This window comes from Thermophilibacter sp. ET337 (assembly GCF_024733715.1).
In the GTDB taxonomy this organism is placed as follows: Bacteria; Actinomycetota; Coriobacteriia; order Coriobacteriales; family Atopobiaceae; genus Thermophilibacter.
On sequence record NZ_JANRHO010000002.1, the window covers coordinates 215139 to 241514 of the forward strand.

The 26376-nt window shown below is 70.0% G+C and carries 21 protein-coding genes, 3 tRNA genes and 1 other RNA gene; 11 read left to right on the forward strand and 14 right to left on the reverse strand.

Annotation, left to right across the window (positions count from 1 at the left end):
• Window positions 1-106 precede the first annotated feature (106 nt).
• The 3 genes from NW198_RS03085 to gltX all read left to right on the forward strand — a co-directional run bounded on the left by NW198_RS03085 (window position 107) and on the right by gltX (window position 6793).
• Entirely contained in the window at window positions 107-2701 is a 2595-nt protein-coding gene (locus NW198_RS03085) for a YhgE/Pip domain-containing protein (protein ID WP_258339968.1), read from the forward strand.
• On the forward strand, window positions 2698-4926 hold the full coding sequence (locus NW198_RS03090) for a YhgE/Pip domain-containing protein (RefSeq protein WP_258339969.1): 2229 nt from the start codon (window positions 2698-2700) through the stop codon (window positions 4924-4926). Before NW198_RS03085 ends, NW198_RS03090 begins: the two co-directional genes overlap by 4 nt.
• A 388-nt stretch (window positions 4927-5314) precedes the next feature.
• Window positions 5315-6793, forward strand: coding sequence for a glutamate--tRNA ligase (gltX, locus tag NW198_RS03095; RefSeq protein ID WP_258339970.1), 1479 nt, complete (start codon window positions 5315-5317; stop codon window positions 6791-6793).
• A 164-nt stretch (window positions 6794-6957) separates the two neighbouring features.
• On the opposite strand, the gene pcp is transcribed toward gltX, so the two are convergent.
• From pcp to NW198_RS03110, 3 genes are all read right to left on the reverse strand, one after another.
• Complete coding sequence (gene pcp / locus NW198_RS03100) at window positions 6958-7602, reverse strand: pyroglutamyl-peptidase I (RefSeq protein WP_258339971.1); 645 nt, start codon at window positions 7600-7602, stop codon at window positions 6958-6960.
• A gap of 204 nt (window positions 7603-7806) precedes the next feature.
• Window positions 7807-8766, reverse strand: a complete 960-nt coding sequence (locus NW198_RS03105) for a DUF979 domain-containing protein (protein WP_258339972.1) — start codon at window positions 8764-8766, stop codon at window positions 7807-7809.
• The gene (locus NW198_RS03110) at window positions 8763-9542 is read right to left on the reverse strand and encodes a 5-oxoproline transporter, DUF969 family subunit (protein ID WP_087314206.1); all 780 of its coding nucleotides are present in this window, start codon (window positions 9540-9542) and stop codon (window positions 8763-8765) included. The genes NW198_RS03105 and NW198_RS03110 overlap by 4 nt, the downstream gene beginning before the upstream one ends.
• A 183-nt stretch (window positions 9543-9725) precedes the next feature.
• Here NW198_RS03110 and sdaAA point away from each other — a divergent pair, with 183 nt between their 5' ends.
• The 5 genes from sdaAA to NW198_RS03135 all read left to right on the forward strand — a co-directional run bounded on the left by sdaAA (window position 9726) and on the right by NW198_RS03135 (window position 12797).
• On the forward strand, window positions 9726-11324 hold the full coding sequence (gene sdaAA / locus NW198_RS03115; RefSeq protein WP_087314204.1) for an L-serine ammonia-lyase, iron-sulfur-dependent, subunit alpha: 1599 nt from the start codon (window positions 9726-9728) through the stop codon (window positions 11322-11324).
• Between the two features lie 235 nt (window positions 11325-11559).
• Window positions 11560-12438, forward strand: coding sequence for an MBL fold metallo-hydrolase (locus NW198_RS03120; RefSeq protein ID WP_258339973.1), 879 nt, complete (start codon window positions 11560-11562; stop codon window positions 12436-12438).
• 104 nt (window positions 12439-12542) lie between these two features.
• A tRNA-Gln gene (locus tag NW198_RS03125) sits at window positions 12543-12616 on the forward strand.
• A 24-nt stretch (window positions 12617-12640) separates the two neighbouring features.
• Window positions 12641-12717: transfer RNA gene (locus NW198_RS03130), tRNA-Glu, on the forward strand.
• A 3-nt stretch (window positions 12718-12720) separates the two neighbouring features.
• A tRNA-Glu gene (locus NW198_RS03135) sits at window positions 12721-12797 on the forward strand.
• Between the two features lie 65 nt (window positions 12798-12862).
• On the opposite strand, the gene NW198_RS03140 is transcribed toward NW198_RS03135, so the two are convergent.
• On the reverse strand, window positions 12863-14257 hold the full coding sequence (locus NW198_RS03140) for a CCA tRNA nucleotidyltransferase (protein ID WP_258339975.1): 1395 nt from the start codon (window positions 14255-14257) through the stop codon (window positions 12863-12865).
• Between the two features lie 440 nt (window positions 14258-14697).
• On the opposite strand from NW198_RS03140, the gene NW198_RS03145 reads away from it, so the two are divergent.
• On the forward strand, window positions 14698-16056 hold the full coding sequence (locus NW198_RS03145) for an aminopeptidase C (RefSeq protein WP_258339976.1): 1359 nt from the start codon (window positions 14698-14700) through the stop codon (window positions 16054-16056).
• 10 nt (window positions 16057-16066) lie between these two features.
• A complete protein-coding gene (locus NW198_RS03150) occupies window positions 16067-17518 on the forward strand; it encodes an aminopeptidase C (RefSeq protein ID WP_258339977.1) in 1452 nt (483 codons plus the stop codon).
• Between the two features lie 252 nt (window positions 17519-17770).
• Here the strand turns inward: NW198_RS03150 and NW198_RS03155 are convergent, their stop codons facing one another.
• Both NW198_RS03155 and NW198_RS03160 read right to left on the reverse strand, forming a co-directional pair.
• Window positions 17771-18412, reverse strand: coding sequence for a YigZ family protein (locus NW198_RS03155; protein WP_258339978.1), 642 nt, complete (start codon window positions 18410-18412; stop codon window positions 17771-17773).
• Entirely contained in the window at window positions 18409-18945 is a 537-nt protein-coding gene (locus NW198_RS03160) for a PTS glucose transporter subunit IIA (RefSeq protein ID WP_258339979.1), read from the reverse strand. The genes NW198_RS03155 and NW198_RS03160 overlap by 4 nt, the downstream gene beginning before the upstream one ends.
• A 120-nt stretch (window positions 18946-19065) precedes the next feature.
• On the opposite strand from NW198_RS03160, the gene rnpB reads away from it, so the two are divergent.
• An RNA gene (gene rnpB / locus NW198_RS03165) (RNase P RNA component class A) lies at window positions 19066-19420 on the forward strand.
• Window positions 19421-19513: 93 nt separating this feature from the next.
• On the opposite strand, the gene NW198_RS03170 is transcribed toward rnpB, so the two are convergent.
• From NW198_RS03170 to NW198_RS03205, 8 genes are all read right to left on the reverse strand, one after another.
• On the reverse strand, window positions 19514-20185 hold the full coding sequence (locus NW198_RS03170) for a DivIVA domain-containing protein (RefSeq protein WP_087314143.1): 672 nt from the start codon (window positions 20183-20185) through the stop codon (window positions 19514-19516).
• Window positions 20186-20243: 58 nt separating this feature from the next.
• Window positions 20244-20513 (reverse strand): YggT family protein, encoded by a 270-nt coding sequence (locus NW198_RS03175; protein ID WP_087314141.1) that lies wholly within the window; start codon window positions 20511-20513, stop codon window positions 20244-20246.
• Between the two features lie 91 nt (window positions 20514-20604).
• Complete coding sequence (gene proC / locus NW198_RS03180) at window positions 20605-21417, reverse strand: pyrroline-5-carboxylate reductase (RefSeq protein ID WP_258339980.1); 813 nt, start codon at window positions 21415-21417, stop codon at window positions 20605-20607.
• 8 nt (window positions 21418-21425) lie between these two features.
• A complete protein-coding gene (locus NW198_RS03185) occupies window positions 21426-22094 on the reverse strand; it encodes a cell division protein SepF (RefSeq protein WP_087314137.1) in 669 nt (222 codons plus the stop codon).
• Window positions 22095-22148: 54 nt separating this feature from the next.
• Window positions 22149-22874: a YggS family pyridoxal phosphate-dependent enzyme gene (locus NW198_RS03190; protein WP_087314135.1), complete on the reverse strand. Its 726-nt coding sequence runs from the start codon at window positions 22872-22874 to the stop codon at window positions 22149-22151.
• Window positions 22871-23728 (reverse strand): polyphenol oxidase family protein, encoded by an 858-nt coding sequence (locus NW198_RS03195; protein WP_258339981.1) that lies wholly within the window; start codon window positions 23726-23728, stop codon window positions 22871-22873. Before NW198_RS03195 ends, NW198_RS03190 begins: the two co-directional genes overlap by 4 nt.
• A gap of 2 nt (window positions 23729-23730) precedes the next feature.
• On the reverse strand, window positions 23731-24855 hold the full coding sequence (gene ftsZ / locus NW198_RS03200; protein WP_087314132.1) for a cell division protein FtsZ: 1125 nt from the start codon (window positions 24853-24855) through the stop codon (window positions 23731-23733).
• Window positions 24856-25079: 224 nt separating this feature from the next.
• Window positions 25080-26369 carry a cell division protein FtsQ/DivIB gene (locus NW198_RS03205; protein WP_258339982.1) on the reverse strand — a complete coding sequence of 430 codons (1290 nt, stop codon included), beginning with the start codon at window positions 26367-26369 and terminating at the stop codon, window positions 25080-25082.
• Window positions 26370-26376 lie beyond the last annotated feature (7 nt).

Below are 26376 nucleotides of genomic sequence, written 5' to 3' on the forward strand. Positions count from 1 at the left end.
GTTTTGAACTTGGCTCAAAATTATTGGACTCCTGAATAAAACTCGCCCCGCGGGGTACCTCTTGAGCCATTGAACGCGTAACACGTCTCGCTCAAGGGAGCCTCTCATGAGAACCATCGCGCGCATCCTCGGCCGCGACCTCAAGCGCCTGGCGGCAAGCCCCGTCGCCCTGGTGGTGGCGGTTGGGGTCTGCCTCGTCCCCGCGCTCTACGCGTGGGTGAACATCCTTGCCAACTGGGACCCGTACCAGAGCACCTCCACCGTGCCCGTGGCCGTGGTCGTGGAGGACAAAGGCGCCGAGGTCCCCGGCATGGGAGAGGTCAACGCCGGCGACATGGTAAGGGAGAGGCTCGAGGAGAACCACCAGCTCGGCTGGACCTTCGTGGACCAGGACGAGGCGCTCGAGGGCGTCCGCGCCGGCCGCTACTACGCCGCCTTTGTCATACCGCCCGACTTCACCTCGACCCTCGCGGGCGTGCTGGACGGCCACCCCACGCAGGCCCGCATTGGCTACTACGTCAACGAGAAGGCCAACGCGGTGGCGCCCAAGGTGACGGACACGGGGGCGACCACGCTCGAGGACCAGATCGCCGGGCAGTTTGTGTCGCTCGCCGGTAAGACCGTCACCCAGAGGCTCCAGGGCGCGGTGGGGTCCGCCGCGGGGGATGTCGACGGGGCGAGGTCGTCCGCGCTGAAGAGCCTCCGAGCCACGCAGGGGCGCCTCGACGACCTGGCGGACTCCCTCGAGGACGCGGGCGGGACCGTGGATGCGGCCCGCGAGGCCGTGGGCCGCGCGCGTGAGACGCTCTCCGCCACGGCGGACGCGGCGGGAGGGCTCGCCTCGTCGATGGACTCCGCGCTCGGGTCGCTCGCCGGCGCGCGCGAGGGGCTGCGCTCCTTTGCCCGCGGCCTTGACGACAGGCTGGGCGAGGGCGCCTCCGCGATCTCCGGACTGTCCTCGACGGCGAGCCAGGACATCGGCCGCATCGCCGGGGACGTGGGCTGGGCGCAGGGGCGCCTCGACGCGGCGCTCTCGCGCCTGCGGGCGGCAAACGACGACGTGACGGGCATGGCGGAGTCGCTCGGGGCGGCGCGCGACAAGGTCGCCTCCCTCGAGCCCGCCGACGACGCGCAGCGCGCCCTCCAGCAGCAGGTGGTCTCCGCGCTCGACGAACAGGTGGCGCTTCTCGAGGGGCTTGCCAGCGGGCAGGCCTCCGCCCTCGACGAGCTCCAGGGGATAAGCAACGAGGTGAGCGACGGGGCCAAGAGCGTGGACGGGCTCGCCACCTCGGTAAACGACGCCGTCCAGGCGGGCACGGGCTCGCTCGACGCCCTGCGGACGGACCTCGCCACGGGCGCGGCACCCGAGCTCTCCTCCGCGCTCGACGCCCTCGCGGACGCGGGCGGTCGCCTTGCCGGCGGAACCGGCTCGCTCGTGCCGATGATCGAGCAGGCGGACGCCGGGCTGGCCCAGCTCGACGCGCTTCTCGCCCAGAGCCAGTCCACCCTGGCGGAAACCGCCGACTCCTTGAGGGGCTCCGCCGATCGCATGGGCGCGCTGGCAGACGACCTCGCCGCCGTGCAGAGCGCACGGGCCCTGCCCGCCGTGGGCGACGTCCTCTCCCTCGACCCCGCCTCCACGGGCGCGGCGCTGGGCTCGCCGGTCCAGATGGTCGACGAGCCGGTGTTCCCCGTTGCCAACTACGGCTCCGGGGTGGCGCCGTTCTACACCAACCTCGCGCTGTGGGTGGGCGGCTTCGTGCTCGTGGCCATCTACAAGCTAGAGGTGGACCGCGAGGGGCTGGGCGACGTCGAGGTCACGCCCACGCAGGCGTTCTTTGGGCGCTGGCTCCTGCTCGCCCTCCTCGGCCAGGTGCAGGCCCTGACGTGCTGCGTGGGCGACCTGGCGCTTGGCGTCCAATGCGTCTCCCCCGTTGCGTTTGTGCTCGCGGGCATGGAGGCGTCGCTGGTCTACGTGCTCGTGGTCTACTCGCTCGCCGTGGCGCTCAAGCACGTTGGCAAGGCGCTCGCGGTGCTGCTGGTGGTGCTGCAGATCCCCGGGGCATCCGGCCTCTACCCCATCCAGATGCAGCCCGCCTTCTTCCGAGCGCTGGGGCCGTGGCTCCCCTTCACCTACGGGATCGGCGCCATGCGCGAGGCGGTGGCGGGCTTCTATGGCACAAACTACGCGCGCGACCTCGCCGTCCTTGCGCTCTTTGCCGTTCCCGCGCTGCTTCTGGGCGTGGTTGCCAGAAGGAGGCTCCTCGGGGCAAACGCGCTCTTTGACCGCAAGATGGCCCAGACGGACCTCCTTGTGACCGAGCGTGACGGCGAGAAGGACGCCGGGCGCCTGGCGCTCCTGGTGAACGCGCTCGCCTCCTCCCCCGCCCACCGCGAGGCGTTCCTGGCACGGGCCGCGCGCTTTGAGCTGGCGTACCCGCGCCGCGTGCGGCGCGGCGTCGTGGCGCTGCTGGCCGTGCCGCTGGCCCTTCTCGCCCTGCTCTTTGCCCATCCGGCAAAGCTGTTGCTGCTGAGCCTGTGGGTGGTCTCCCTGGTTGCCGCGAGCGCGTACCTCATCTGGCTGGAGTACGTGCACGAGCGGCTGGCAGAGCGCGCCGGGCTGGCACGGATGGACAGAGACGAGCTGGTCGCGCTGGCCGAGGACGCCGCGCGGGCCGAGAAGGGAGGCGAGGCGCGATGAGAGGGGTCTGGGAGCTTGTGCGCCGCGACGCGCGTCACGTGCGGGCCAACGCCATCGCACTAGTGGTCTTTGTGGGAATCGTCGCCGTGCCGTCCTTCTACGCGTGGTTCAACATCGCGGGCAGCTGGGACCCGTACGGCAACACGGGCAACATCCGCGTGGCCGTTGCCAACGAGGACGAGGGCTACTCCGGGGAGCTGGTGCCCCTGACCGTCAACATGGGCGAGCGCGTGGTGGCCGAGCTGCAGGGTTCCGACTCCATTGGGTACGTGGTCACCTCGGAGGCCGACGCCGTCGAGGGCGTGCGCTCGGGCGAGTACTACGCGGCCGTGGTGATTCCGCCGGACTTCTCGCGCGACATGATGACCACCTTCTCCGCCGATCCCGTCCGTGCCGAGGTGCGCTTCTACCAGAACGAGAAGGCAAACGCCATCGCCACCATAGTCACCGACAAGGCGTCCTCGGCCGTGATGGCGCAGATCGACTCCGGATTTGCCGAGGCGGTGAGCGCCGTTGGCGCGGGCGCCCTCAAGGAGCTGGGCTCCGCGCTCGACGACGACGCGGTGACGGGCCTCGCGGCGCGCCTCGACGCGGCGGTGACGGACTCCGCCGACGCGCTCTCCGGAACGGCGGTCTCCGTGAGGGACTTCGCGGACCTGCTCGAGTCGACGCGCGGGCTTCTGAGCAGCGGCGCGGGGGTGGCCGACGCGGCGCTCTCCCCCACGGCGGACGCCGGCGAGGTGCTCGGCGAGACGGCGTCGGGCCTTGCGGGGGCCGGGTCGGCGATAGACGACGCAGAGACGTCCGTGGCCGGCGCGCTCGAGTCCGCGGGCGCGGGGCTCGACGGAGTGGACGCAGCGATAGACGATGCACTCGACGTCGCGGGCGCGCAGGAGGCAAGGATCCAGAAGGGCCTCTCCGCCGCGCGGGACGCCGTAGGCGAGCAGATCGATGCGCTCGAGCGGCTGGACGGCGCGCTTGGGGAGCAGCTCGACCTCATGCGCGAGCTCGAGGGGACGCTTCCCGAGGGCAGCCCCGTGCGCGAGGGGCTCGGCAGCGCGATTGCGGGCGTGGGCGGTCTGCGCGACCGCGTTGACCGGGCGCTCGTTGAGCTGCGCGACCTCTCTGACGGGCTGGGCCGGACGATGGGCGACCTCGACGCCGGGGCAGCGGACGCCGAGGAGGCGCGCGAGCGGCTTAAGGGCCTCGTAGACGAGGCGCGCACGGCGGTGGACGGCGCGGGGCAGCTCTACGACGACGAGGTGCGCGGGAGCCTCGGGAGCCTTGCGGGGCAGGTGGCCGAGGCCGCCGAGCAGGCGGACGCGATCGAAGGGAACCTCGCCGGGACCCTTGCGGCCGTGGGCTCCGCGGCAAAGGACGCGAGCGACGGGCTCGCCGGGGCGCGCGACGACCTCGACGAGACCGCGGACAGCCTGGACGCGGCGGCCGAGAAGCTCGATGGCCTGCACGAGCGGCTGCGCTCCGCGCTTGACTCGGGCGACGCGCGGCAAGTGAGGGAGGTTCTGGCGTCTGGCCCGGAGGGGCTCGCCGAGTTTGTGGCGGCGCCGGTCTCGGTCGAGCGCACGGCGGTGTTTCCCGTTGAGAACAACGGCTCGGCCATGGCGCCCTTCTACACGACGCTTGCCATCTGGATCGGCGGGGTGGTGCTCGCGGCGCTGGTGCGCGCGAAGCCCTCCGAGGCCGCGCTCGAGGAGACGGGCTGCTCGCACGCGCAGGCCTACGTGGGACGCCTTGCGCTCTTTGTTGTCGTGGGGCTGGCCCAGGCGGCGCTCATCTGCGGCGGAGACCTCTTCTACCTGGGAGTTCAGTGCGAGCACCCGTGGCTCATGCTGCTTGCGTGCCTGGCGTCGTCGCTCGTCTACGTCAACTTGATCTTCTCGCTCACGGCGTCCTTTGGCGACGTGGGCAAGGCCGTTGCCGTGGTGCTCATGGTGGTCCAGGTGGCCGGCTCGGGCGGCACGTTCCCGCCCGAGATGCTGCCCGCTCCGTTCCAGGCGGTCTACTCGTGGCTGCCGTTTGTGCACAGCGAGGCGGCGCTGCGGGCGGCGATGTTTGGGGTCTGGGACGGAGACTTCTGGCGCGAGCTGGGCGTTCTTCTCGCCTACCTGGTGCCGGCGCTGCTCCTGGGCCTGGTGCTGCGCCGTCCCGTGATCCGCCTGAACGAGTGGTTTGAGCACCGCCTGGAGCGCACGCGCCTCATGTGAGGCCGCGCGGGCGACGCGCGGTACCGGTGGAGCCGAGAAACCCGCTCGGTTGCGACGGACTCGCCGGACGCGAGCCCAAAATCGGCCGCGGTTGCGACGGACTCGCCGGGCGCGAGCCCAAAATCGGCCATGGTTGCGACGAAATCAGGGCGATCGCGTCGCAGCCACGGCGGATTCCAGGCTCATCACGGGCCACGACTGGGCATCACCGTCGCAGTCGCCGCCGATTCCGGGCTCGACGCCGGAGCACGCGTCGCCGCGCGTCGCAGTCGCCGGCAATTCCGGGCTCGCGGTTGGCGTGCGGACATCGTCGGGACGTCGCCGTCCTTCTCGCCGGCGCTGTATACTAGGCGCGTATGTGACGATAAGAACCACGGAGAGGAACCTCATGTCCGAGACCCCCGTTCGCGTGCGCTTTGCGCCCTCGCCCACCGGCAAGCTCCACGTTGGCGGCGCGCGCACCGCAATCTACAACTGGGCGTTTGCCCGCGCCAACCACGGCACCTTCATCCTGCGCATCGACGATACCGACCCCGAGCGCTCCACCGAGGAGAACACCCAGATCATCCTGCGCGCCATGCGCTGGCTGGGCCTCGACTGGGACGAGGGCCCGGAGGTGGGCGGCGACTATGGCCCCTACAAGCAGACCGAGCGCGCCCAGATGTACCGCGACGCCGCCCAGCGCCTCTGGGACGAGGGCAAGGCGTACCCGTGCTTCTGCACGCCGGAGCAGCTGGCCGCCGACCGCGAGGCCGCGCAGGCGCGCAAGGACCCCTTCCAGGGCTACCAGCGCCGCTGCCGCGACCTCGACCCCGCCGAGGCGCAGCGCCGGATCGCCGCCGGCGAGCCGTACGTCCTGCGCATCAAGGTGCCCGAGGACCGCGGCGACGTCGTCGTGCGCGACGCCGTCCACGGCGACGTGACCTTCGCGGCGCGCGAGCTCGACGACTTCGTCATCCAGCGCACCGACGGCACGCCCACCTACAACTTCGCCACCGTGGTGGACGACGCCGCCATGGGCATCACCCACGTCATCCGCGGCGACGACCACCTCTCCAACACCCCGCGCCAGGTCATCGTCTACGAGGCCCTCGGCGCGCCGGTGCCCACCTTCGCTCACATCTCCATGATCCTGGGCGCGGACGGCAAGAAGCTCTCCAAGCGCCACGGCGCCACCAACGTGGAGGAGTACCGCGACGCGGGCTATCTCTCGGACGCCTTCGTGAACTACCTGGCGCTTCTCGGCTGGTCGCTCGACGGCGAGACCACGATCATCCCGCGCGACGTGCTGGCCTCGCAGTTCTCGCTCGACCACGTGTCCAAGAACCCGGCGACCTTCGACCCCAAGAAGCTGGACTGGATCCAGGCCGAGTACATCCGCTCCATGAGCGACGCCGACTTCGCCGACCAGGTCATGCTGCCCGAGCTCCACGAGGCGGGCCTCATCTGCGACGGCTTCGAGGCCGACGAGGCCTGGGTCGACGCGCTGGCCGCCATCGTGAAGCCGCGCACCAAGTTCCCGGCCGACGTCGTCGCCGTGGCGGCGCCGGTCTTCGCGACCGCCGAGACGCTCGCCTATGACGAGAAGAGCGTGGAGAAGGGCCTCGCCAAGGAGGGCATGGGCGCGGTGCTGGACGCGGCGCGCGCGGCTTTGACTGGGGTCGACGAGTGGGCGCCGGCCGCGATCGACGCGGCGCTGGAGACGCTGCCCGAGGCGCTCGACATGAAGAAGCGCCTGGTCTTCCAGGCCGTGCGCGTGGCGGTGTGCGGCAACATGGTGTCGCCGCCGCTCGGCGAGACGATGGCGCTCGTGGGCCGCGAGGACTGCCTCGCACGCATCGAGCGTGCCCGCGGCATGGCGCTGTAGGCGTCCCCGCAGAGTCCCGCGCAAGGCTGACGTCCGGGAGTCGCTCCGTTGAGATGCGGCTTCCGGACGTTTTTCTCGTTCAAACCGTCCGGAAGCCGCACGCACCGGCAAGAGGTGCGGGCCCACCCACACTTCCAGCCGACGATATGCCGAGAAGAACCTGCCTACTGCTCCGTGCCCTCGCCGGCGACCACGGCGTCGTCGGAGCCCGCGACCGCGGCCCCGATCATGGCGCTGAGGCCGGCGACCATCATGTCCACGCTCATCGACGCGGTGCCCTCCCCCATCGAGACGGCCTGCTCGGTGGCGTAGGGCACGTGCACGAAGCCGCCGCGCACGCCGGGGTGGCGCGTCGCGAGGCAGTGCAGCAGCTCGTAGAGGACCTCGTTGCAGCAGAACGTGCCCGCCGTGTAGGAGACGGCGGCCGGCACGCCCGCGGCGCGCGCGGCATCGGCCATGGCAAAGACCGGCACGGTGGCGAAGTAGGCGTCGGGGCCGTCCGCCTCGAGGCGGCCGACGGGCTGGTTGCCCTCGTTGTCCGGGATGCGCGCGTTGGCGTAGTTGATGCCCACGAACTCGGGCGTGATGTGGCTGCGGCCGCCCGCCTGGCCGATGCACAGGACCACGTCGGGGCGCTGCTCCTCGATCGCGGCCTCGACCGCGGCCGGCCCCTTGCCAAAGACCACGGGAATCTGCACGGTGACGACCTCGGCGCCCGCGACCTCGCGCGGCAGGCGCCGCACGGCCTCGAGGGCGGGGTTGATGGTCGCGCCGCCAAAGGGCTCGAAACCGGTGACCAGTACCTTCATGGAAATCCTTCCTTTCCTAGGGGCCGGGCACCGCTTGAGGGTATGTACACCGCCGCTTGAGGGTATGTACACCGCCCCGGATGGGTCCGGCCAAAGACGTGCAGGTCAGAGGGCTGCCGAGAAGAACGTTCTTCTCGGCACGTGTACATACCCTCAAGGGGCGGTGTACATACCCTCACGAGGCGCCCCGCGGGGCACCGCCGGCTACAGGCCGAAGACGATCATGTAGACGATCTGCGCCGCGAGCATGAACAGCGCGATCGGCACCTGCTTCTTGATGACGCCGTAGGAGTCCTTCATCTCGAGGATCGCCACGGGCACGATGTTGAAGTTCGCGGCCATCGGCGTCATGAGGGTGCCACAGAAGCCGCAGGTCAGCGCCACCGAGCCAATGAGGGCGGGGTCGGCGCCGAGCGCCAGCACAAACGGTGCGCCGATGCCCACCGTCATCACGGTGATGGCGCCGTAGGCGTTGCCCATGACCATCGTGAAGACCGCCATGCCGATGGCGTAGACGATCACGCCCACGACGGCGTTGCCCTGCGGGATCACGCCCGAGACCAGCTCGGAGATCACGTCGCCCACGCCCGCGGCGGTAAAGATCGCGCCCAGCGCGGCGAGAAGGACCGGCAGCATGGAGAGCGGGCCCACGGTGTCGAGCATGCGGCGCGTGTCGTCGAGGAAGACCCGTGGGGTGTTCTTGCGCGAGAAGGCCATGAGCAGCACGCCGCCCACCACCACGCCGAAGGTCAGGCCCACGAGCGAGCTGATGTTGGTGAACAGGGCGAAGACCAGCGCCATCACGCCCAGCGAGAGCGCCGGCACGAAGAGCTTCATGCCGATCTTCTCGTAGTTGCCCTGCATCTCCTCGGCCGTGGGCTCGCCGCCCACGCCGCGGCCCACCTGCTTGAGGATGGGCGGGATGACCATCAGCACCACGAGCACGCCCGCCACGGTGGACGGGACCCAGCGGCCCACGATGAACAGGATGCCGAGCACGCACCAGAAGAAGGCGGTGCCCAGGCGCTTCTCGTTGGTCTGGTCCATGGCGTTGCGCACGCCCGCGTAAAACGCGATGAGGCCGATGAGGATGTAGACGACCTCGAGGAGCTTGTCGGAGAGCGTCACGTCGGCACTCTGGAAGAACTGGACGAACTCAGTCATCGGGCGTCACCGCCCTTCTCGGCGCGCTCGTCCTTTGACGCGGCCTCGGCCGCGGCGGAGGCCTCCTCCAGGCTGGTGGAGCCGGTCGCCTTGATGACCTTGGAGCGGCGCCTCATGAGCCGGCGGTCGATGACGTTGTAGTAGACGATGGCGGCGAGCATGGCCACGATGGCCACGGGGACCTGCACCGCGGCGAGGTCCGCCAGGCTCACGTCGTAGCCAAGACCCGCGAGCGTGCCCTGGACGAGCAGGCCGCCGGAGCCGCCGATGAACAGCACCTGGCCGAAGAACCACGCGACGTTGTCGATGCCCGCGGAGATGCCCTTGAGCTCCTCGAGGTGCTTCTCGCCGATCTTGCTGCCGTCGCGCTCGACGGCCGCCTGCTCCATGGGCATGACGACCGGGCGGATGAAGCCCGCGACGCCGCCGAAGTTGACGTTGAACGCGGCAAAGGCCACGCGCACGATGCCGTATGCCGACACGATCATGCCGGCGGAGGCGTTCTTGAGCTTGCGGATGAGGGCTGCCGCCGCCTGGCGCAGGCCGCTGCGCTCGAGCGTGCCGGTGATGACGAACGTCATGATGAAGATGCACATGCTGCGGTTCGAGACGAAGCTCTCACCAAGGGTGTCCAGGAACGCCACCGGGTCCATCCCGCCCACCACCGCAGTCGCCACGGCGGCGACCATGATGATGAGGATGGAGTCGAGCTTGAGGGCAAAGCCCGCCACGACGATGACGATTCCCAGGAGCTTGATCAGCTCTGCGGGATCCATCGGTCCTCCTTGCTTGCAGGTAGACAGTACGACTTGGGTATCGTATCCAAGCCCGCGCTCCGGGCGGGCGGCGCGGGCGGGGCTTCCCCAATTGGTAACAGTGCCGCAAGGGCGGCCCAAGCCAGCCCGCACCCTGCTAAGCTAGCTGTCGAGAACAACGGCCCGCCGTCACGGGAGACGCATATGGCAGCGAAGCCCCAGACCCTTGCCACCACCTCCGCCTTTGAGGTGCTGGGCCCCGTCATGGTGGGCCCCTCCTCCTCGCACACCGCCGGAGCCCTGCGCTGCGCGCGCGTCGCGGCGTCGCTCGTGGGCGGGCGCATCGCGCGCGTGCGCTTCACGCTGTGGAACTCCTTCGCCCACACCTATCACGGCCACGGCACCGACCGGGCGCTCGTGGCGGGCGTGCTGGGCCTAGACACCGACGACGAGCGCATCCGCGACGCCTTTGACCTGGCGCGCGAGGCGGGCCTGGACTTCGAGTTCGTCGAGGCCGGGGACGACTCCTCGGTGCACCCCAACACCGTGGACATCGACATGGAGGGCGCCGGCGGCCAGCGCTGCCAGGTGCGCGGCGAGAGCCTCGGCGGCGGCAAGATGCGCATCAGCCGCATCGACGGCGTGGGCGTGGACATCTCCGGGGCGTACGCGACGCTCTTCGTGGCGCACCGCGACGCCCCGGGCATCCTGGCCTCGCTCACCCACCTGCTGGCCATGGCCGAGGTCAACATCGCCTTCTGCCGCACCTACCGCACCGAGCAGGGCGGCCAGGCCTACTCGGTCTTCGAGACCGACGGATCCCCAGACGCCTCCGTGCTGCCCATGATCCGCCGCATCCGCGACGTGAGCTTCGCGACCTTCATCTCCGTGCCGGGCTCTGCCGTGGCCCCCGGCGTCACCGCGGCGGAGCTCTTCGACGACGGCGCCCAGCTGCTCGAGGCCTGCGCCGAGCGGGGGCTTTCCATCGGCGGCGTCATGCGTCTGCGCGAGCTCGGCCTCACGGGCGAGGAGCGCGCCGAGGCGTCCATGCGCCGCGTCATCGAGGTCATGCGCGAGGAGACGAGCGCTCCCATCTGCGCGCCGGCGCGCTCGCTCGGCGGCTTCATCGGAGGGGAGGCGCGCCTCGTGAGCGAGGGCTCCGGGCGCTGGGCGGAGGCGCTCATGGGCGCCGCGCAGACCGACGCCGTCGCGCGCGCGATGGCGGTGCTCGAGCGCTCGGCCGCGATGGGCGTCATCGTGGCAGCTCCCACCGCGGGGTCGGCCGGCGTGGTCCCCGGCTGCGTGCTCGCCGTCGCCGATGCCGTGGGCGCAGGCGACGACGCCGTCGCCGAGGCGCTCTGGTGCGCCGCGGCGGTGGGCCTCAACATCCAGACGCACGCCTGCGTCGCCGGCGCCGAGGGCGGCTGCCAGGCGGAGGTGGGATCTGCGGCGGCGATGGCGGCCGCGGCGCTCGTGGAGCTGCTCGGCGGCACGCCGGAGCAGGCGCTCTGCGCGAGCTCGATCGCGATCTCCAACCTGCTGGGGCTCGTCTGCGACCCGGTGGGCGGCCTCGTCGAGGTCCCCTGCCAGGCGAGAAACGCCATCGGCGTGGCGGCGGCCTTCTCGGCGGCGCAGCTCGCCCTCTCGGGTATGAAGTGGCTCGTGCCCTTCGACCAGGTCGTCGCCGCGATGGCCGAGGTCGGTCACGCCCTGCCGTCGCGCCTGCGCGAGACCGCCCGCGGCGGCCTCGCGGCCACGCCCGCGGCGCGCGCGGCGTGCGCGGGCTGCGCCGGCTGCGCGTAGGGGGACGGCGCGGGGCGGCACGTTCTTATCGGCCCTCCCGCACTTCTCGCTATACGCCGGGAGCGAGCCCGCACTTCTCGCTTTTCATATCCAGTGCGGGCCACAACGCACTGGATGCGCGCACTCAAGAAGATCCGCCAAGAGCGAGCCCGCACTCGATGCCCATAGCCCCCGATTTTGCCCGCACTTCTCGCCCGCCCCTCAGGCGCGGGCATCGACGCCAAGGAGGCCTCGCGTGTACGAGCTGATCCAGGTCACCGACCGAACCTTCTACATCGAGAGCCCCGCCAAGATCGGCCTGGTGCGACTCGACGAGACCGACGTGTGCCTCATCGACAGCGGCAACGACAAGGACGCGGGCCGCAGGGTGCGCAAGCTGCTGGACGAGCGGGGATGGCGCCTGACGGCGATCTACAACACCCACTCCAACGCGGACCACATCGGCGGCAACCGCTACCTGCAGGCGCAGACGGGGTGCCGGGTCTTTGCGCCGGGCGTCGAGTGCGCGTTCACGCGTCGGCCCGAGCTGGAGCCCGCGTTTCTCTACGGCGGCTACCCGTGCCGCGACCTCAGGCACAAGTTCCTCCTGGCACAGGAGAGCGACGCCGAGCCCCTGACGGCCGAGGAGCTCCCCGAGGGCCTCGAGGCCATCGGGCTGCCTGGCCACTTCTTCGACATGGTCGGGTATCGCACGGCGGACGACGTTGTCTTTCTCGCCGACTGCCTCTCGAGCGCCGAGACGCTCGAGAAGTATCGGGTGAGCTTTGTCTATGACGTCGCCGCCTACCTCGAGACCCTGGAGATGGTCAAGGGCCTCTCCGCCCGGATGTTCGTCCCCGCCCACGCGCCCGCCACGGAGGACGTCTCCGAGCTGGCGCAGCTCAACATCGACACGGTGCACGAGGTTGCCGAGAAGATCGTGGGGCTGTGCGCCGAGCCGCGCTCCTTCGAGGGCATCCTGCAGCGGGTCTTTGCCGACTACGGCCTGCGGATGACCTTCGAGCAGCACGCGCTCGTGGGCAGCACCGTGCGCTCGTACCTCTCCTGGCTGCGCGACGCGGGGCGCGTGGGGATCGAGTTCGAGGACAACGTGCTGCTCTGGCGGCAGGCGTAGGGCTCGGGCGGCGACGCACAAGTTCTCCAAAAAAGACGCTTGCGCGGCCGACGTCTTTCCCGTATAGTGTTTTCCCGCGCTGAGAGGCGCATGAAGTGGCAAATTGGGACTTCGTCTAGTGGTAGGACAGCGGATTCTGGTTCCGTCAACGGGAGTTCGACTCTCTCAGTCCCAGCCATTTGCCCCTTCCAATCGTATATGTGGCCCGTTCGTCTAGCGGTTCAGGACGCCGCCCTCTCAAGGCGGAGATCACCAGTTCGAATCTGGTACGGGCTACCAAATGGCCCGTTCGTCTAGCGGTTCAGGACGCCGCCCTCTCAAGGCGGAGATCACCAGTTCGAATCTGGTACGGGCTACCAAACGTTCAAGGACCGGGGTCACACGCCCCGGTCCTTTTCTTGTGCTTGCCGCCCAAGCCCATCCCCTACCACCGGAGCCACTCGAGCTGAGCCTCGCGGTCGTTGGGCAGCTGGCCATCCATGACCGTGGCGAGCAGCTGCGCGAGCACCATGCCCACGCCCGGGCCCGGCTCGATGCCGCGCTCGCGAATCACGTCCGCGCCGCCCACGGCGAGGTCGCCCACGCACCAGACCGCCCCGGCGGCGAGCTCGGCGCGCAGCGCGCGGGTCATCTGGTCGAGCTCCACGGCATAGCCCGTACACTGCGGCGCCTTGGCAACCGCGTCGGAGCGCTTGAGGTCGAGCAGGTCGAAGGAGAGCCTGCGCGCCTGGCCCGGGCAGGCCCGCTCCAGCTCGGAGAGCATGCGACGCATGGAGGGGGCCGTCGCGCGGATCTCGAAGTCGTGCAGCAGCACCAGCGCCGCGGCAGCGCGCGATACGTCGCCGGGAATCGCCAGACGCGCCATGACGCGCCGGGCCGTCCGGGCCCCCGCCTCGGGATGGCCGAAGAAGTGTCCGCGGCCGGACACGTCCTCGCTCCAGCACTCCGGCTTGGCGACGTCATGCAGGAGCGCCGCCCAGCGCAGCGCCTGCGAGGCGCCGCCGCCCGTGAACTCCTCCACGCCCGCGCAGACGCGCGCCGTGTGCTCGAGCACGTCGTGGGCGTGATAGGGGCTCTTCTGGTCAAAGCCCGCCATCGGCGCGAGCTCGGGGACGGCGGCGGCCATCACGGCGAACTCGTGGCGCAGCGCCCAGGCGGCCCGGCCTGTCGCGAGAATGCCGTCCAGCTCCTGGCCGATGCGCTCGTGCGCGATCTGGGCGAGCTCGGGCGCGCACGAGACGAGGGCATCCTGCGTGGCCGAATCGATCCTGGCGTCAAGCCGACATGCGAAGCGCACGGCACGCAGCACGCGCAGGGCGTCCTCCTCGAAGCGCCGACGCGGCTCCCCAACCGCGCGGATGACCCGCGCCGCAAGATCTTTCTCTCCGTCAAAGGGGTCGAGCAGGCCTCGCTTCGGGTGAAAGGCCATCGCGTTGACGGTGAAGTCCCGACGGGCGAGGTCCTCGCGCACGTCCGTGACAAAGCGAACCTCGTCAGGATGCCGGCGGTCGGTGTAGGCCCCCTCGACGCGATAGGTGGTGGTCTCGACGGGACTGCCGTCGACGACGGCGGTCACGGTTCCGTGCGCCGTCCCCGTCTCGTGCACCTCGATGCCCGCGGCGCGCAGCACGCGGGCCGTCTGCTGCCAGGGCGCCGAGGTCGTGACGTCGACGTCGTGACCGGGCCGGCCGAGCAGGGCGTCGCGCACCCAGCCTCCCACGACCCAGGCCTCGTGCCCGGCGGCCTCGAGCGCGCCGACCACGCGAAGCGCGTAGGCGGGCAGCTCGCGCGCGAGGCGCATCTCGATGTCGCGACTCATGCCGCCTCCCTTGGCCCTGGGCTCGTCTTGCCCGATTCTAGCATGGGCCCCGACCCCGGGCGCGTCCCGCCCGCCTGGGACGGGAGCCGCTCCGCAAGCGCTCGCGCCCACGTCTCTGCAAAACCGTCCCTCAATCCATATCTGGGCGCTCCGCCAAGCAAAACCTCATCTCAATCCATGCAAAATCCGCCCCAGAGGGGAATCTCTTGGGAAAACCGGCTCATGCAGACACAGCTCAACTGGGAAAACGCAGAGACGTTTTCGGAACGGCGCGAAAATCCCATGTATCGAAGGCGGCTTATGTTTCGCGACCTGCCCGAATATGCATTGAAGGCACGTTTTGCACGGGGGCACGGGAACCCACGGGGCCCTGCCGCTGCAAGAACGCGAGTGCTATCCTCGTGAGCGGTTAAATCATCCAACAAACGGGAGGCAAGACTATGGACGAGATGACTTCGGTGACCGTCGACGACCTGGCGTCGGCGCACGACCAGTTCCGCTCCGAGCGCGTCAACATCGTCGCGAAGAACGCGGTGAGCTCCAACGGCATCACCGCCGCAGCGCGCGTGCCCGAGGGGGTGGCCGCCAACGCGCTCACCTTCGACGTCGAGGTCAAGCAGGGAGATCGCTGCGACCAGCAGCGCTCCGGCCGCTGCTGGATGTTCGCGAGCCTCAACACCATGCGCTACCGCGTCATCCACCGCTACGACCTCAAGACCTTCGAGCTCTCCCAGACCTATCCCCTGTTCTGGGACAAGCTCGAGAAGAGCAACTGGTTCTTCGAGAACATCCTCGACACCCTGGACGAGCCGCTCGACGGCCGTCTCGTGTCCTACCTGCTCATGGCGCCCGTGGGCGACGGCGGCCAGTGGGACATGTTTCGCAGCCTCGTCAAGAAGTACGGCGTGGTGCCCAAGGAGGCCATGCCCGAGACCGCCTGCTCGCGCAACACCCGCGAGATGGACTCCTGCCTCACCCGTTACCTGCGCGGCGCCGCCAAGCGCCTGCGCCAGAGCCACGAGGCGGGCGTCTGCCGCGAGGATCTCGAGGAGATGAAAAAGGAGATGATGGGTGACGTCTATCACCTCCTCGCGACCTGCCTCGGCGAGCCGCCCGCGTCCTTCGAGGTCCGTCTGCGCGACAAGAACGACAAGCTCGCGCTCTCCGGCACCTACACGCCTCAGGAGTTCTTCGCCTCCGTCGTGGACATGAACGTCGACGACTACGTGAGCCTCATCTCCGCCCCCACCGTCGACAAGCCCTTCGGCCACACCTACACCGTGAGCCGCCTCGGCAACGTCGTCGAGGACGGCGGCGTGCGCTACCTCAACCTCCCGATCGAGCGCCTCAAGGAGTGCGCGGTCGCTCAGCTGCGCGACAACCTCCCCGTGTGGTTTGGCTGCGACGTGGGCCAGAGCTACCTGCGCGAGGAGGGCATCATGGACACGGCCGCCCTGGACGTCGACGCCCTCTTCGGCTTTGAGGTCGAGGGCTGCATGGACCGCGCGGAGCGCCTCGACTACGGCGAGTCGCTCATGACCCACGCCATGGTCCTCGAGGGCGTCAACCTCGACGCCGAGGGCCACCCCACGCTCTGGAAGGTCGAGAACAGCTGGGGCGCCGACCACGGTCGCAACGGCTTTGACACCCTGTCCGACCCTTGGTTCAACGAGTACGTCTACCAGGTCGTCGTTGACAAGAAGTACCTGAGCGACGAGGAGCGCGCGACCTACGAGACCGAGGAGCCCACCGTGCTCGCACCGTGGGACCCCATGGGCTCGCTCGCCCGCGCGCGCTAGGGGGGCACACATGAGCGACTACACCCCCGGCGCGATCGCGCCCGAGCGCGCTAACGAGCTCACCTCGACCTTCTCCGCCGACCGAGCCAACCGCGTGGCGAGAAACGCCGTCACCTCGATGAACGTCCACGCCGCCGCGCGCGACGTCACGACCATGCGCACCTATCACGACACCTTTGCCGTGAGCCGCGCGCGCACCGGCAAGGTCACCAACCAGCGCCACTCCGGCCGCTGCTGGATGTTCGCCGCCTTCAACGTGGCGCGCGCCGCCACGATGGACCTGCTCGACGTCGACGACTTCGAGTTCTCCCAGGCCTTCGGCTTCTTCTATGACAAGCTCGAGAAGTTCAACGTGGGTCTCGAGTACGTCATCGAGACCGCCGCGCTGCCGCTCGACTCCCGCGAGGTCTCGGGGCTTCTTGGCCACTGCATGGGCGACGGCAACTACTACCCCGCCGCTATGAACATCATCCGCAAGTGGGGCCTCGTGCCCAAGGACGTCATGCCCGAGAGCGCTTGCACCAAGGACGCCGACCAGATGAACGCCCAGCTCGAGCGCCTCTTCCACAAGAGCGCGATGGAGCTGCGCCGCCTCGCGGCCGAGGGCGCCGACGTTGCAGACCTGCGCGAGGCCAAGGAGGGCATGGTCGCCGACTGCCACCGCGTCCTCTCCGTGTGCCTCGGCGAGCCGCCGCTGACCTTTGACCTCGAGGTCCCCGTGGGCAAGAACTGCCGCATCAAGGCCTCCCAGCTCGTGGAGCAGTCCGGTGACGACCGCCCGGCATGCGAGAAGGACGCGCCGCGGCGGCTCCTCGTGGACCGCGGCATCACGCCGCGCGAGTTCGCCGAGCGCTACGTGCCCCTCGACCCGGGCGACTACGTGCAGCTCGTCAGCATGCCCGGCGAGACCCGCCCCTTCGGCCACGTCTTCCACCGCCGCTTCTCCGACACCATGGCCGACGGCACGCCTCTCAAGATGCTCAACGTGCCCGTCGAGGCGCTCGAGGACGCCGCCGTGGCGTCGCTTCGCGCCGGCGTGCCTTGCGAGATGGCGTGCGACGTGGGCCAGCAGTTCCCGCGCAAGATCGAGGACTTCCCCGGCGTGCTCGCGTGCGACACGATGGACTACGAGGGACTCTTTGGCGTCGACCTCTCCATGGACCGCGCCGAGATGATCGACGCGCACGAGACGCGCAACACCCACGCGATGACCTTCCAGGGCGTCGAGCTGGGCGCCGACTGCCGTCCGGTGGCCTGGCGCATCGAGAACAGCTGGGGCGAGGACGCCTGCAAGGGCGGCTACCTCGTGGCGAGCGCCGAGTGGTTCCGCACCTACGGCGGCGAGGTCGTCGTGCGCCGCGAGTTCGTGCCCGCGGACCTGCTCGACCTCTGGGACAACGCCCCCGTCGAGGAGGTCGACCCCTGGACCACCGTAGGCCTCGCGCTCGCGCCGCGGCTGTAGACATACGCACCCCATGGGTCGCCCCCGGGCTTGCCCCGTGCTCAGACAGTCCTCGCCGCATAGGGCGCGGCTGCGGAACTGCGCGCGGGACAAGCCCGGGGGCGACCCTTGTCTCGGCCGACTCTAGCCGCAGCGCCCAAGCCCCGGCGGGCAACGTCCGCCGCGAGTTCCGCAGCCGCGCCTTCTGCGGCGAGGACTGTCTGAGCGCCGGACGTTGCCCGACGGGGCGAGTCGGGTCGGAGGAAGTTGAGACTAGAACTCCGCGAAGCGGGGCTCGTGCGCGCGGGCGATGTCGTCACCGTTGGCGAGCTCGCGGGCCGCAGCGACGAAGGGTGCCTCCTCCCCGGCGCGAAAGACCAGGGAGAGCTGCACGTCCTCGGCGAAGAGCGAGTCGGCCACCTTTCCGCCGGCATCCGTCGCGAGGCGGGTCACGCGGTCGTAGAGGGCGTAGGGCAGCTGCACGGTGACCGGCGTCACCAGCGTCATCTCGACGATCTTGTCGTCTGTCTCGGCCGCCTCGACGGCTGCCTGGGTGGCGGCGGTGTAGGCGCGCACGAGGCCGCCGGGGCCCAGCAGCGTCCCGCCGAAGTAGCGCGTGACCACGCAGCAGACGTTGGCCAGGCCCGCGCCGCGCAGGACCTCGAGCGTGGGCATCCCCGAGGTCCGGCTGGGCTCGCCGTCGTCGGAGCAGCGCTCGCGGCCGTCCGCGAGGATCCAGGCGGGGACGTTGTGGCGCGCGTCGTGATGGCGCGAGCGCACCTGCTCGATGAAGGCCTCCGCGTCCTTCTCGCTCTCCACGTGGGCAAGCTGCGCGATGAAGCGGCTGCGACGGTCCTCGAACTCGCCCACGGCCTCGACGCCGACGCGCGGCGTGCGATAGGACTCCCCCGTCACCGCTCGCACCTGATGAGCTCGCTTCCGGCGCTCACCTCGACGTCGCTGTCGCACACGACCCGCACCGAGGCGAAGGCGTCGGCGTTGGTCACGGTCACGACCACCGTGTCGTCGAGCCCGCGCTCGCTCATCAGCGCGCGGTCGAAGCTCATGACGGGCTGACCGGCTCGGACGCGGTCGCCCTTGCGGACAAACGCCCGGAACCCCGCGCCGCGCAGGCGCACCGAGTCCAGGCCCACGTGAAGGAGGACCTCCGCGCCGTTCTCGGCCTGGATGAGCAGGGCATGCTTGGTCTTGACGTCGGCCACCACCGTCCCCGACACCGGGGAGAACGCCACGTCCTCCTGGGCGCGGATGCCCAGACCGCACCCCAGCATCCCCTGGGAGAAGGCGGGGTCGGGCACCGCGTCGAGGGCGACCACCTGCCCCGTGACGGGAGCGAGGATGGCCTCGGGGTCCTGGGGCGCCGGGACCGCCTCGGGCGCCCTCCTGGCGCCGGGCAGCGTCCGACTCAGCTTGTCGAGAAGACCCACGTGCGTAACCTTTCCTGCTGCGTGCCGTCGGGGGCGGCGATGTGTGCGATTCGCAGTCGTATTGTAGTCCAAGGCGAGCGCCGCGGCTCAAGGTCATTTTCATGGTAGAATCCTTGGCGCGAGGTGGGCCAGGCGACCGCGGGGCGCGAAAGCGCCATGAGGAAAGTCCGGGCTCCACAGGGCAGGATGCCGGCTAACGGCCGGGCGGGGTGACCCGACGGAAAGCGCCGCAGAAAAGAAGACTCCCGCTGGCGGGCCTGGCCCGTTGAGGGAAAAGCTGAAACGGTGGTGTAAGAGACCACCAGCGTCGTGGCAACACGGCGGCTTGGCAAGCCCCATCCGGAGCAAACGCAAATAGGAGCGCCATGGTGTGGCCCGCACTGCGCTCGGGTTGCGCGCTAGAGGCGGCTGGTGACAGCCGCAGTAGATAAATGGCCGCCCACGACAGAACCCGGCTTATAGGCCCACCTCGCACCTTCTCGCCCTTCTCGACCCAAGAGCCTCAAGACGAAAACGACCCCGCGCCGACAAGGACGCGGGGCCGCGCGGAGGCGTGCTCAACGAGGAGCTAGTCGAGGTCACCAAAGTCGGCGACGTTGACGGCCGGCGCCGGGGCGGGAGCCACGGGCGTGGGAGCGGCGGTCGGGACGTCGGTGTGGGTGGTGCCGGCGGAGCCGGTGGGGGCGCTGGAGAAGGAGACCTGCGCCGGGAACATGGCCTCGGCATCGTCCATGAAGTGCTGCAGGAGCTTCTTGTACTCGGCGCGGAAGTCCTCGCGGGAGGCCTTCAGACGGTCGATCTCGTCGAGCTCGTTCTGCTTCTCGGCGAGCGCCTGACGGATGACCTCGCGGGCCTTGGCGTCGGCGTCATTGCGGATGCGCTCGGCGGAGTCTCGCGCCTCGGCGAGGAGCTTGTCGGCGGACTGCTGCGCCACGATGAGGACCTGGGAGATCTGACGCTCGGACGCGGTGATGGAGTCGGTGGCGGGAGCCGGCGCCGGGGCGACGGGGGCCGGGGCGGTGGAGGAGCCGCGCTCCTCGAGGCTGGCAATCTGCGCCTGGGCGGCGGAGAGCTGCTGCTCGGTGGAGGTCAGGCGGCCCTTGAGGTCCGCGATCTTCTGGAGCATCGCGTCCACCTCGGCGGAGAGCTGCTCCAGGAAGGCGTCGACCTCCTCGGTGTCATAGCCGTGCTTGGAGGGAGAGAAGGTCTGCTGCTCGATGTCTGCTGGTGTGATTGCCATTCTTGTTCCCTTTCGCTTCGCGGACGCGGTCACGTCCGCTTAACCTTACCACTACAGTCTACAAAATCAGGTAATACAGCAACCGCTCGATGAGGCTGAGCGCCAATATCGCCACAACCGGCGAGAAGTCGACGCCCATGACGGGCGGGATGAAGCGCCTGAAGAGGCCGACGAAGGGCTCCACGAGGGTCGCGATGGCCGCCCGGAGGTCCTCGAAGAAGCCGGACCCCGTCCGAGGCACCCAGGACAGGATGCACCAGATGACGATGAGCCAGCCGTAGATGTCAAAGAGCCGCTGGACGACAGAGAGTATGGTGTAGAGGCTCATGCCCCGCCTTTCCTAAACCTTCAAATTGGGGACTGTCCCCAATTTGCATATGCGAGTTGGGGACGGTCCCCAACGCACATGGTACCCACGATCAGCCCTCGGCAAGCTCTCGCGTGCGCGCGAGCGCGGCGTCGACCGCCTCCTCGGAGCCGGCGGCCACGAGCGGCTCGAGCTCGCGCAGTGCCGCGGCGGTGGTCCCGCCCGGCGACGTCACGCGCTCCATGTAGGCGCGCGGGTGGACGCCCTCGGCCAGGAGCTGCTCGGCGCAGCCGCGCATGGTCGTCTCGAGCATCTCGCGGCACGCCTGGGCGGGAAGCCCCGCGCGGACGCCGGCGCGCGTGAGCGTGTCGACAAACAGCGAGAAGAACGCGGGCGCCGTCCCCACGACGGCGCCGGAGACGTCGAGCTGGTCCTCGCGCATGACCTGAGCGGCGCCGAGCGCGGCGAAGACCTTGCGGGCGAGCTCGACGTCGGCTGCCGTCGCCAGGGACCCGGCGGCGAGCGCCGTGGCGCCGGAGCGCACCTGCACCGGCAGGTTGGGCATCGCGCGGACCACCCGCGCGCCGGGAAGGGCCGCCTCGATCGTCGAGAGCGCGACGCCCGCCGCGATCGAGATGACGAGCCTCCCGGCAAGCCCCGCGGCGCACTGCGCCATGACGTCGGGCAGCACCTGGGGCTTCACGGCGAGGACCACCACGTCCGGGCCCGCGTCGACAAGCGCCGCCCCGTCCGGGAAGACGTGCGCGCCGAGCGCGGCGAGCGCCGCGGTGCGGGCGGGGTCGTGGTCTGCGGCGAGCAGACGCTCGGGGACGATCGCGCCCGCCTCGAGCAGGCCGCGCGCGATCGATCCGCCCATGGAGCCGGCGCCGACGATGCCGACGCTGACGGAGAGGGTCTCGCTCATGACGGCGCCTACCGGACGAGGTCGCCGTCGGCGACGAGCTTGTCGATGTCGGCGCGGGCGAGCTCGATGCCGCACGGCAGCACGACGAAGACCCGGTCGCCGAGCTCGCTGACCTCGCCGCCGATGCCGAAGGAGAGGCCAAAGGAGAAGTCGAGGATGCGCTTGGCGGTCTCGATGTTGGTGTTGCGGAAGACCAGGACGACCGGCTGGCCGGTGCGGACGCGGCGGACGACCGTCTGAACGTCGTCATAGGAGACGGGCTTCAGGACGTAGGGAGGCAGCTGGCCGGAGTTGTTCGCCCTCGAGATGGTGCGCGGGCCGAGGTCGCCGGGGGTGGGGATGGGGCGCATCGCGGAGGTCACGTCCTGGGAGGAGTGGCGCGAGGCGTCGTCGGCGTAGCCGCCCGAGGAGTAGGAGCCCTGCGAGGGCTGGGACGGGGCGGGACGGGCGCTCACCGGGCGGCCGGAGCGGGTGAAGACCGAGACGCTCTCGGCCTCGGGGCGCGGGGTGTTGCCGAGCAGGCGCGGGCTGGAGCCCGTGTCGCGACGGCGGGACTCGTGGGCGTAGCCTCCCTGCTCGCCCTCGTAGCCCTCCTCGTCCTCGTAGTAGTCGTCCTCGTAGTAGTCGTCGCCCGCGCCGCCGCGGAGACGGTCCTTGATCGTGTCAAGAAAGCCCATGCTCTCCTCCTTCTTCCGCCGCGCGCGAGGCGCGGCCACGCTCCGTCAGTACTGTCAGCTCAGGGCGTAGCCCTGGTCGAACACGCATCGTCCGAGCCGCACGAGGGTCGAGCCCTCCTCGACCGCGGCCTCGAAGTCGTCGCTCATCCCGCAGGAGAGCGTCTCGAGGGGAAGCCCCGTCCGCGCGCGCAGCTCCTCGGCGAGCTCGCGCAGGCCCGAGAACGTCCGACGCGCCGCGGCGGGGTCGCCGGCGGGCGCCATCGTCATCAGGCCGAGCACGCGGATGCCCGGCAGCGCCACCACCGACTCGGCGGCCGCCCGAAGCTCCTCGCAGGAGAAGCCCGACTTGGACGCCTCGCCGGAGACGTTGGTCTCGAGCAGCACGTCGGCGACGATGCCGCGCGCCTCGCAGCGCGTCGACACCGCCTGGGCGAGATGCGCGGATGAGATCGAATGGATGAGCGAAACCCGACCGATCACCTGGTTGATCTTGTTCTTCTGGAGGTTGCCGATCATGTCAAAGCGAACGCCCGTCATCTCGGGCTCCCCGGAGAGGGCCTCGAGCTTGCGGACGAGCTCCTGCGGGCGGTTCTCGCCAAAGCGGCCCCATCCCGCGCGGCGGGCGAGAAGGACCTCGTCGGGACCGACGGTCTTGGAGACCGCGATGGCCTCGACCTGCCCGGGCTCGCGACCGGAGCGGCGCGCGGAGGCGCCGATCCGCTCGAGAATCTCCTCCCGACGGGAGCTCAGGAAGCTCGCGTACGTCTGGTCCTCGCTCATCGCGTCCTCTCCTCCCCCGACCCTTGTCCGTCTTCGAGCGGCCTCCACGCGGCCCGCGAGCCGCCCAGGACGGCGATCGCGCCGTGCCGGCCACAGGTTCCCCCCTCGGCCCGGTACGAGAAGAACCGCCCCGTCGAGGAGGCGGTCGAATCGGCGCAGCACGCCACCTGCGAGGCGTCGAGGCCCGCCTCGGCGAGGGCCGAAAGGACCGCCGCCGTGAGGTCGAGCCTGCGCTCCCCCGCGATGACGCCCGACCCGAACTCCTCCGAGAAGCGCTCGGCGAGCTCGGCGGACACCTCGTAGTCGTCCACGAGGATGTGGGGGCCGACGTAGGCGACGAGCTCGCCGGGAAGCGCGCCCGCCTGCTCGCAGAGCGCCCGCGCCGCCTTGGCGGCGATCCGGGACAGGGTCCCCCGCCATCCCGAGTGCGCGACCGCGAAGCCGCCCGGGCAGGCGATCACCACGGGGACGCAGTCGGCGAAGCACAGAAGGACGGGGACGTCGGGGGCGGTGCAGACGACGGCGTCGGCGCCGAGGCGCGCGAGGCGCTGGGCCTCTCGGACCGAGGCCTCGTCGCCGGAGCGCACGCACACGACCTCGTCGCCGTGCACCTGCCTCGGGTTGACGAGACGCTCGGCCAGGCCGTCGGCGCCGAGCGCCGCGAGCGCGCGGAGCCGGTTCTCGGCGACGGCCGCGGGGTCGTCCCCGCAGGCGTCGCCGAGGTCGAGCGAGGCGTACGGCGTCGCGGAGACGCCGCCGGTCCGCTCCGTGAAGGCGAAGGTGACCCCGCCCGCGACGCGCGCGTCGGAGAGCAGGGTCACCTCGCCGGACTGGTATCGCTCCAAGCAGGGCATCGCTAGATGCGGCTGCGCTTCAGGAACTCGGGGATGTCGAACTCCTTGTCGTTGGACGACCCGGAGCGGCTCGAGGTCGAGGCCGGGGCGCTCGACTTCTGCTGGCGAGCGGGGGCCGCGGGACGGGAGACCGGCATGGACATCGAGGGCAGGGGCTGCTGGACGTTGCCGTCGCTGAAGCCCGTGGCGATGACGGTCACGCGGACCTGGTCGCCGAGCGACTCGTCGACGACGGTGCCGAAGATGATCGTGGCCTCGGGGTCGACGTTCTTGGCGACGAGGTCGGCGGCGTCGTTGATCTCCTGGATGCCGAGGTCCTTGTTGCCGGCGATCGAGAGCAGGACGCGCGTGGCGCCGTCGATGGAGCCCTCGAGCAGGCGGCTGGAGATGGCCTCCTCGGCGGCGTCGGTGGCGCGGTTGTCGCCGGAGGCGGTGCCGATGCCCATCATGGCGGTGCCGGAGTTCTTCATGATGGTGCAGACGTCGGCGAAGTCGAGGTTGATCAGGCCGGGGACCGTGATGAGGTCGGTGATGCCCTGGGTGCCCTGGCACAGCACGTCGTCGGCCATGCGGAAGGCCTCGAGCATGGTGGTCTTCTTCTCGGAGAGGTCGAGCAGGCGGTCGTTGGGGATCACGATGAGAGTGTCGACGTTCTCGGAGAGGTTCTTGATGCCCTCCATGGCGGAGGAGAAGCGCTTGCGGCCCTCGAAGGTGAAGGGCTTGGTGACGACGCCCACCGTGAGGGCGCCCACGTCGTTCTTGGCGATGTCGGCCACCACGGGGGCCGCACCGGTGCCGGTGCCGCCGCCCTCGCCGGCGGTGATGAAGACCATGTCGGCGCCCGCGAGCGCGGCCTTGATCTCGTCGCGGGTGTCCTCGGCGGCCTCCTTGCCGACCTCGGGGTTGGCGCCGGCGCCGAGGCCCTTGGTGATGTCGGTGCCGATGTGGACCTTGATGTCGGCGTCGGAGATGGCGAGCGCCTGGGCGTCGGTGTTGACGGCCACGAACTCGACGCCGCGGATGCCCTCCTCGATCATGCGGTTCACCGCGTTGGTGCCGCCTCCGCCCACGCCCACGACCTTGATGACGGCGAGGTAGTTGCTGAGGGTGTCGGTATCCTTGATCATCGTGTCCTCCTCGAAAGGGCCTGTCTGCAGGGTTGCTTGCTTGCGTGCTGCCTCACCGCCACGCCGGCAAAACCCTCAAGCTCAGGTTCACGTCAACGCTTTGGATAAAGCGACGTATATTGGCACACTGGAGGGTCGCTCGTCAAACAGTTTGGCGAATTCGTGAAGTTCCCAGCTCAACGTGGGTGCCGCTCACCAGAAAACCCTCAGGCGAACGGAGGGGCTCACTCCTGGGAACCCTCATCCTCACCCTGAGCGGGCATGTCCTGCTCGCCCTGGTTCTGCTCGCCCTGGTTCTGCTCGCCCTGGGCGGCGTCGCCCGTCTCCTCCAGGCCCTGCTGCCCGGTGTCCAGGCCCTCCCCGTCGAGGCCCTGGTCCTCGCCGGAGGAGACCACGCCCGAGCCTTCCTGGACGTTCTCGGAGTCGATGCCGCGGAACGAGACGCCCTTCTCGGTGGGGACGCGCACGTTGATGAACAGGAGCGACCCCGGGTACTGGGAGACGATCTTCTCGATGAGGCTCTGCTTGGTGGCGATGTCGGTCGGGGAGCCGAGAAGGACCTCGACCCCGCTCGCGAGCGTGCACGAGACGTTGTCCTCGGACGGCGCGGAGTAGCTCACGATCTGGCTCGCGAAGTCGTCGGAGAAGGCCTCGCGGAACTCCTGGACCGCGATCAGGGCGGCGTCGGTCGCGACGGAGCCCGCGACCGGGGACACGGTCGCCGGGACGTCGGTTATAAGCAGGCAGCCCTCGGCGATCGCTCGCTCGAGCGCCGCGTCGTTGATGGACTTGTCCTCGGAGGAGGTGACGCTCGTCGGCTGGATCCACGTGCCCGCGTCGCCGAGATACCACGCGATCGAGCCCGAGCTCATCACCACGAGGGCGTCGATCGCCTGCTCCTGGATCGAGATCTTGAGGGTGTGGGGGAAAGCGCGCTCGAAGTCGACGGCGGCGACCCAGGGGTCCTTCTTGAGGGCGGCCTCGATGGAGGCGGTGTCGACGTTGAGCAGCGTCGAGCCCTGGGGCACCTTCACGAGGTTTCTGATGTCCTCCTCGGAGACGTGCTCGGTCGGCGCGACCTCGACCGAGTCGATCGAGAAGACCGAGGAGTCGCGCAGGGCGAACAGGGCGAGCGCCGCCACGAGCAGAAGCGCGAGCAGGCCGGCGCCGATCATGGCGAGAAGGCGCAGCGTCTGGCCGCGCTGATGGCGCTCCCTGCGCTCCTTGGGGGTGGAGGGCGCGGACGGCTTGCCCACGAGCGAGCGCACGCCCGCCTTCCCGGCGATGGCGCGGGCCGACGACGCCGCCTTCCCGGCGACGGCGGCCTTGGCCTTGGGGGCCGTCGCCTTCTTGGGCTTGGCCGCGGGCTTAGGCTTGGGCGTGGCGAGCTTGGCCGCGGGGCGCGGGCGCGACGGCTTGGGGGAGCCCGAGGCGGCCGGGGCCTTCTGCGTGCCGGGCGCGTTGACCGGCGTCTTCTGGCGCTTGGTGGGGCGCCTGCTGGTGTCCTTGGCCACGTCGCCC

What these genes read in the sequence shown, in the direction of transcription:
- NW198_RS03085 (WP_258339968.1), top strand. Translation starts at nt 107, where the DNA reads ATGAGAACCATCGCGCGCATCCTCGGCCGCGACCTCAAGCGCCTGGCG.
- NW198_RS03090 (WP_258339969.1), top strand. Translation starts at nt 2,698, where the DNA reads ATGAGAGGGGTCTGGGAGCTTGTGCGCCGCGACGCGCGTCACGTGCGG.
- gltX (WP_258339970.1), top strand. Translation starts at nt 5,315, where the DNA reads ATGTCCGAGACCCCCGTTCGCGTGCGCTTTGCGCCCTCGCCCACCGGC.
- pcp (WP_258339971.1), bottom strand. Translation starts at nt 7,602, where the DNA reads ATGAAGGTACTGGTCACCGGTTTCGAGCCCTTTGGCGGCGCGACCATC.
- NW198_RS03105 (WP_258339972.1), bottom strand. Translation starts at nt 8,766, where the DNA reads ATGACTGAGTTCGTCCAGTTCTTCCAGAGTGCCGACGTGACGCTCTCC.
- NW198_RS03110 (WP_087314206.1), bottom strand. Translation starts at nt 9,542, where the DNA reads ATGGATCCCGCAGAGCTGATCAAGCTCCTGGGAATCGTCATCGTCGTG.
- sdaAA (WP_087314204.1), top strand. Translation starts at nt 9,726, where the DNA reads ATGGCAGCGAAGCCCCAGACCCTTGCCACCACCTCCGCCTTTGAGGTG.
- NW198_RS03140 (WP_258339975.1), bottom strand. Translation starts at nt 14,257, where the DNA reads ATGAGTCGCGACATCGAGATGCGCCTCGCGCGCGAGCTGCCCGCCTAC.
- NW198_RS03145 (WP_258339976.1), top strand. Translation starts at nt 14,698, where the DNA reads ATGGACGAGATGACTTCGGTGACCGTCGACGACCTGGCGTCGGCGCAC.
- NW198_RS03150 (WP_258339977.1), top strand. Translation starts at nt 16,067, where the DNA reads ATGAGCGACTACACCCCCGGCGCGATCGCGCCCGAGCGCGCTAACGAG.
- NW198_RS03170 (WP_087314143.1), bottom strand. Translation starts at nt 20,185, where the DNA reads ATGGCAATCACACCAGCAGACATCGAGCAGCAGACCTTCTCTCCCTCC.
- NW198_RS03175 (WP_087314141.1), bottom strand. Translation starts at nt 20,513, where the DNA reads ATGAGCCTCTACACCATACTCTCTGTCGTCCAGCGGCTCTTTGACATC.
- proC (WP_258339980.1), bottom strand. Translation starts at nt 21,417, where the DNA reads ATGAGCGAGACCCTCTCCGTCAGCGTCGGCATCGTCGGCGCCGGCTCC.
- NW198_RS03185 (WP_087314137.1), bottom strand. Translation starts at nt 22,094, where the DNA reads ATGGGCTTTCTTGACACGATCAAGGACCGTCTCCGCGGCGGCGCGGGC.
- NW198_RS03190 (WP_087314135.1), bottom strand. Translation starts at nt 22,874, where the DNA reads ATGAGCGAGGACCAGACGTACGCGAGCTTCCTGAGCTCCCGTCGGGAG.
- NW198_RS03195 (WP_258339981.1), bottom strand. Translation starts at nt 23,728, where the DNA reads ATGCCCTGCTTGGAGCGATACCAGTCCGGCGAGGTGACCCTGCTCTCC.
- ftsZ (WP_087314132.1), bottom strand. Translation starts at nt 24,855, where the DNA reads ATGATCAAGGATACCGACACCCTCAGCAACTACCTCGCCGTCATCAAG.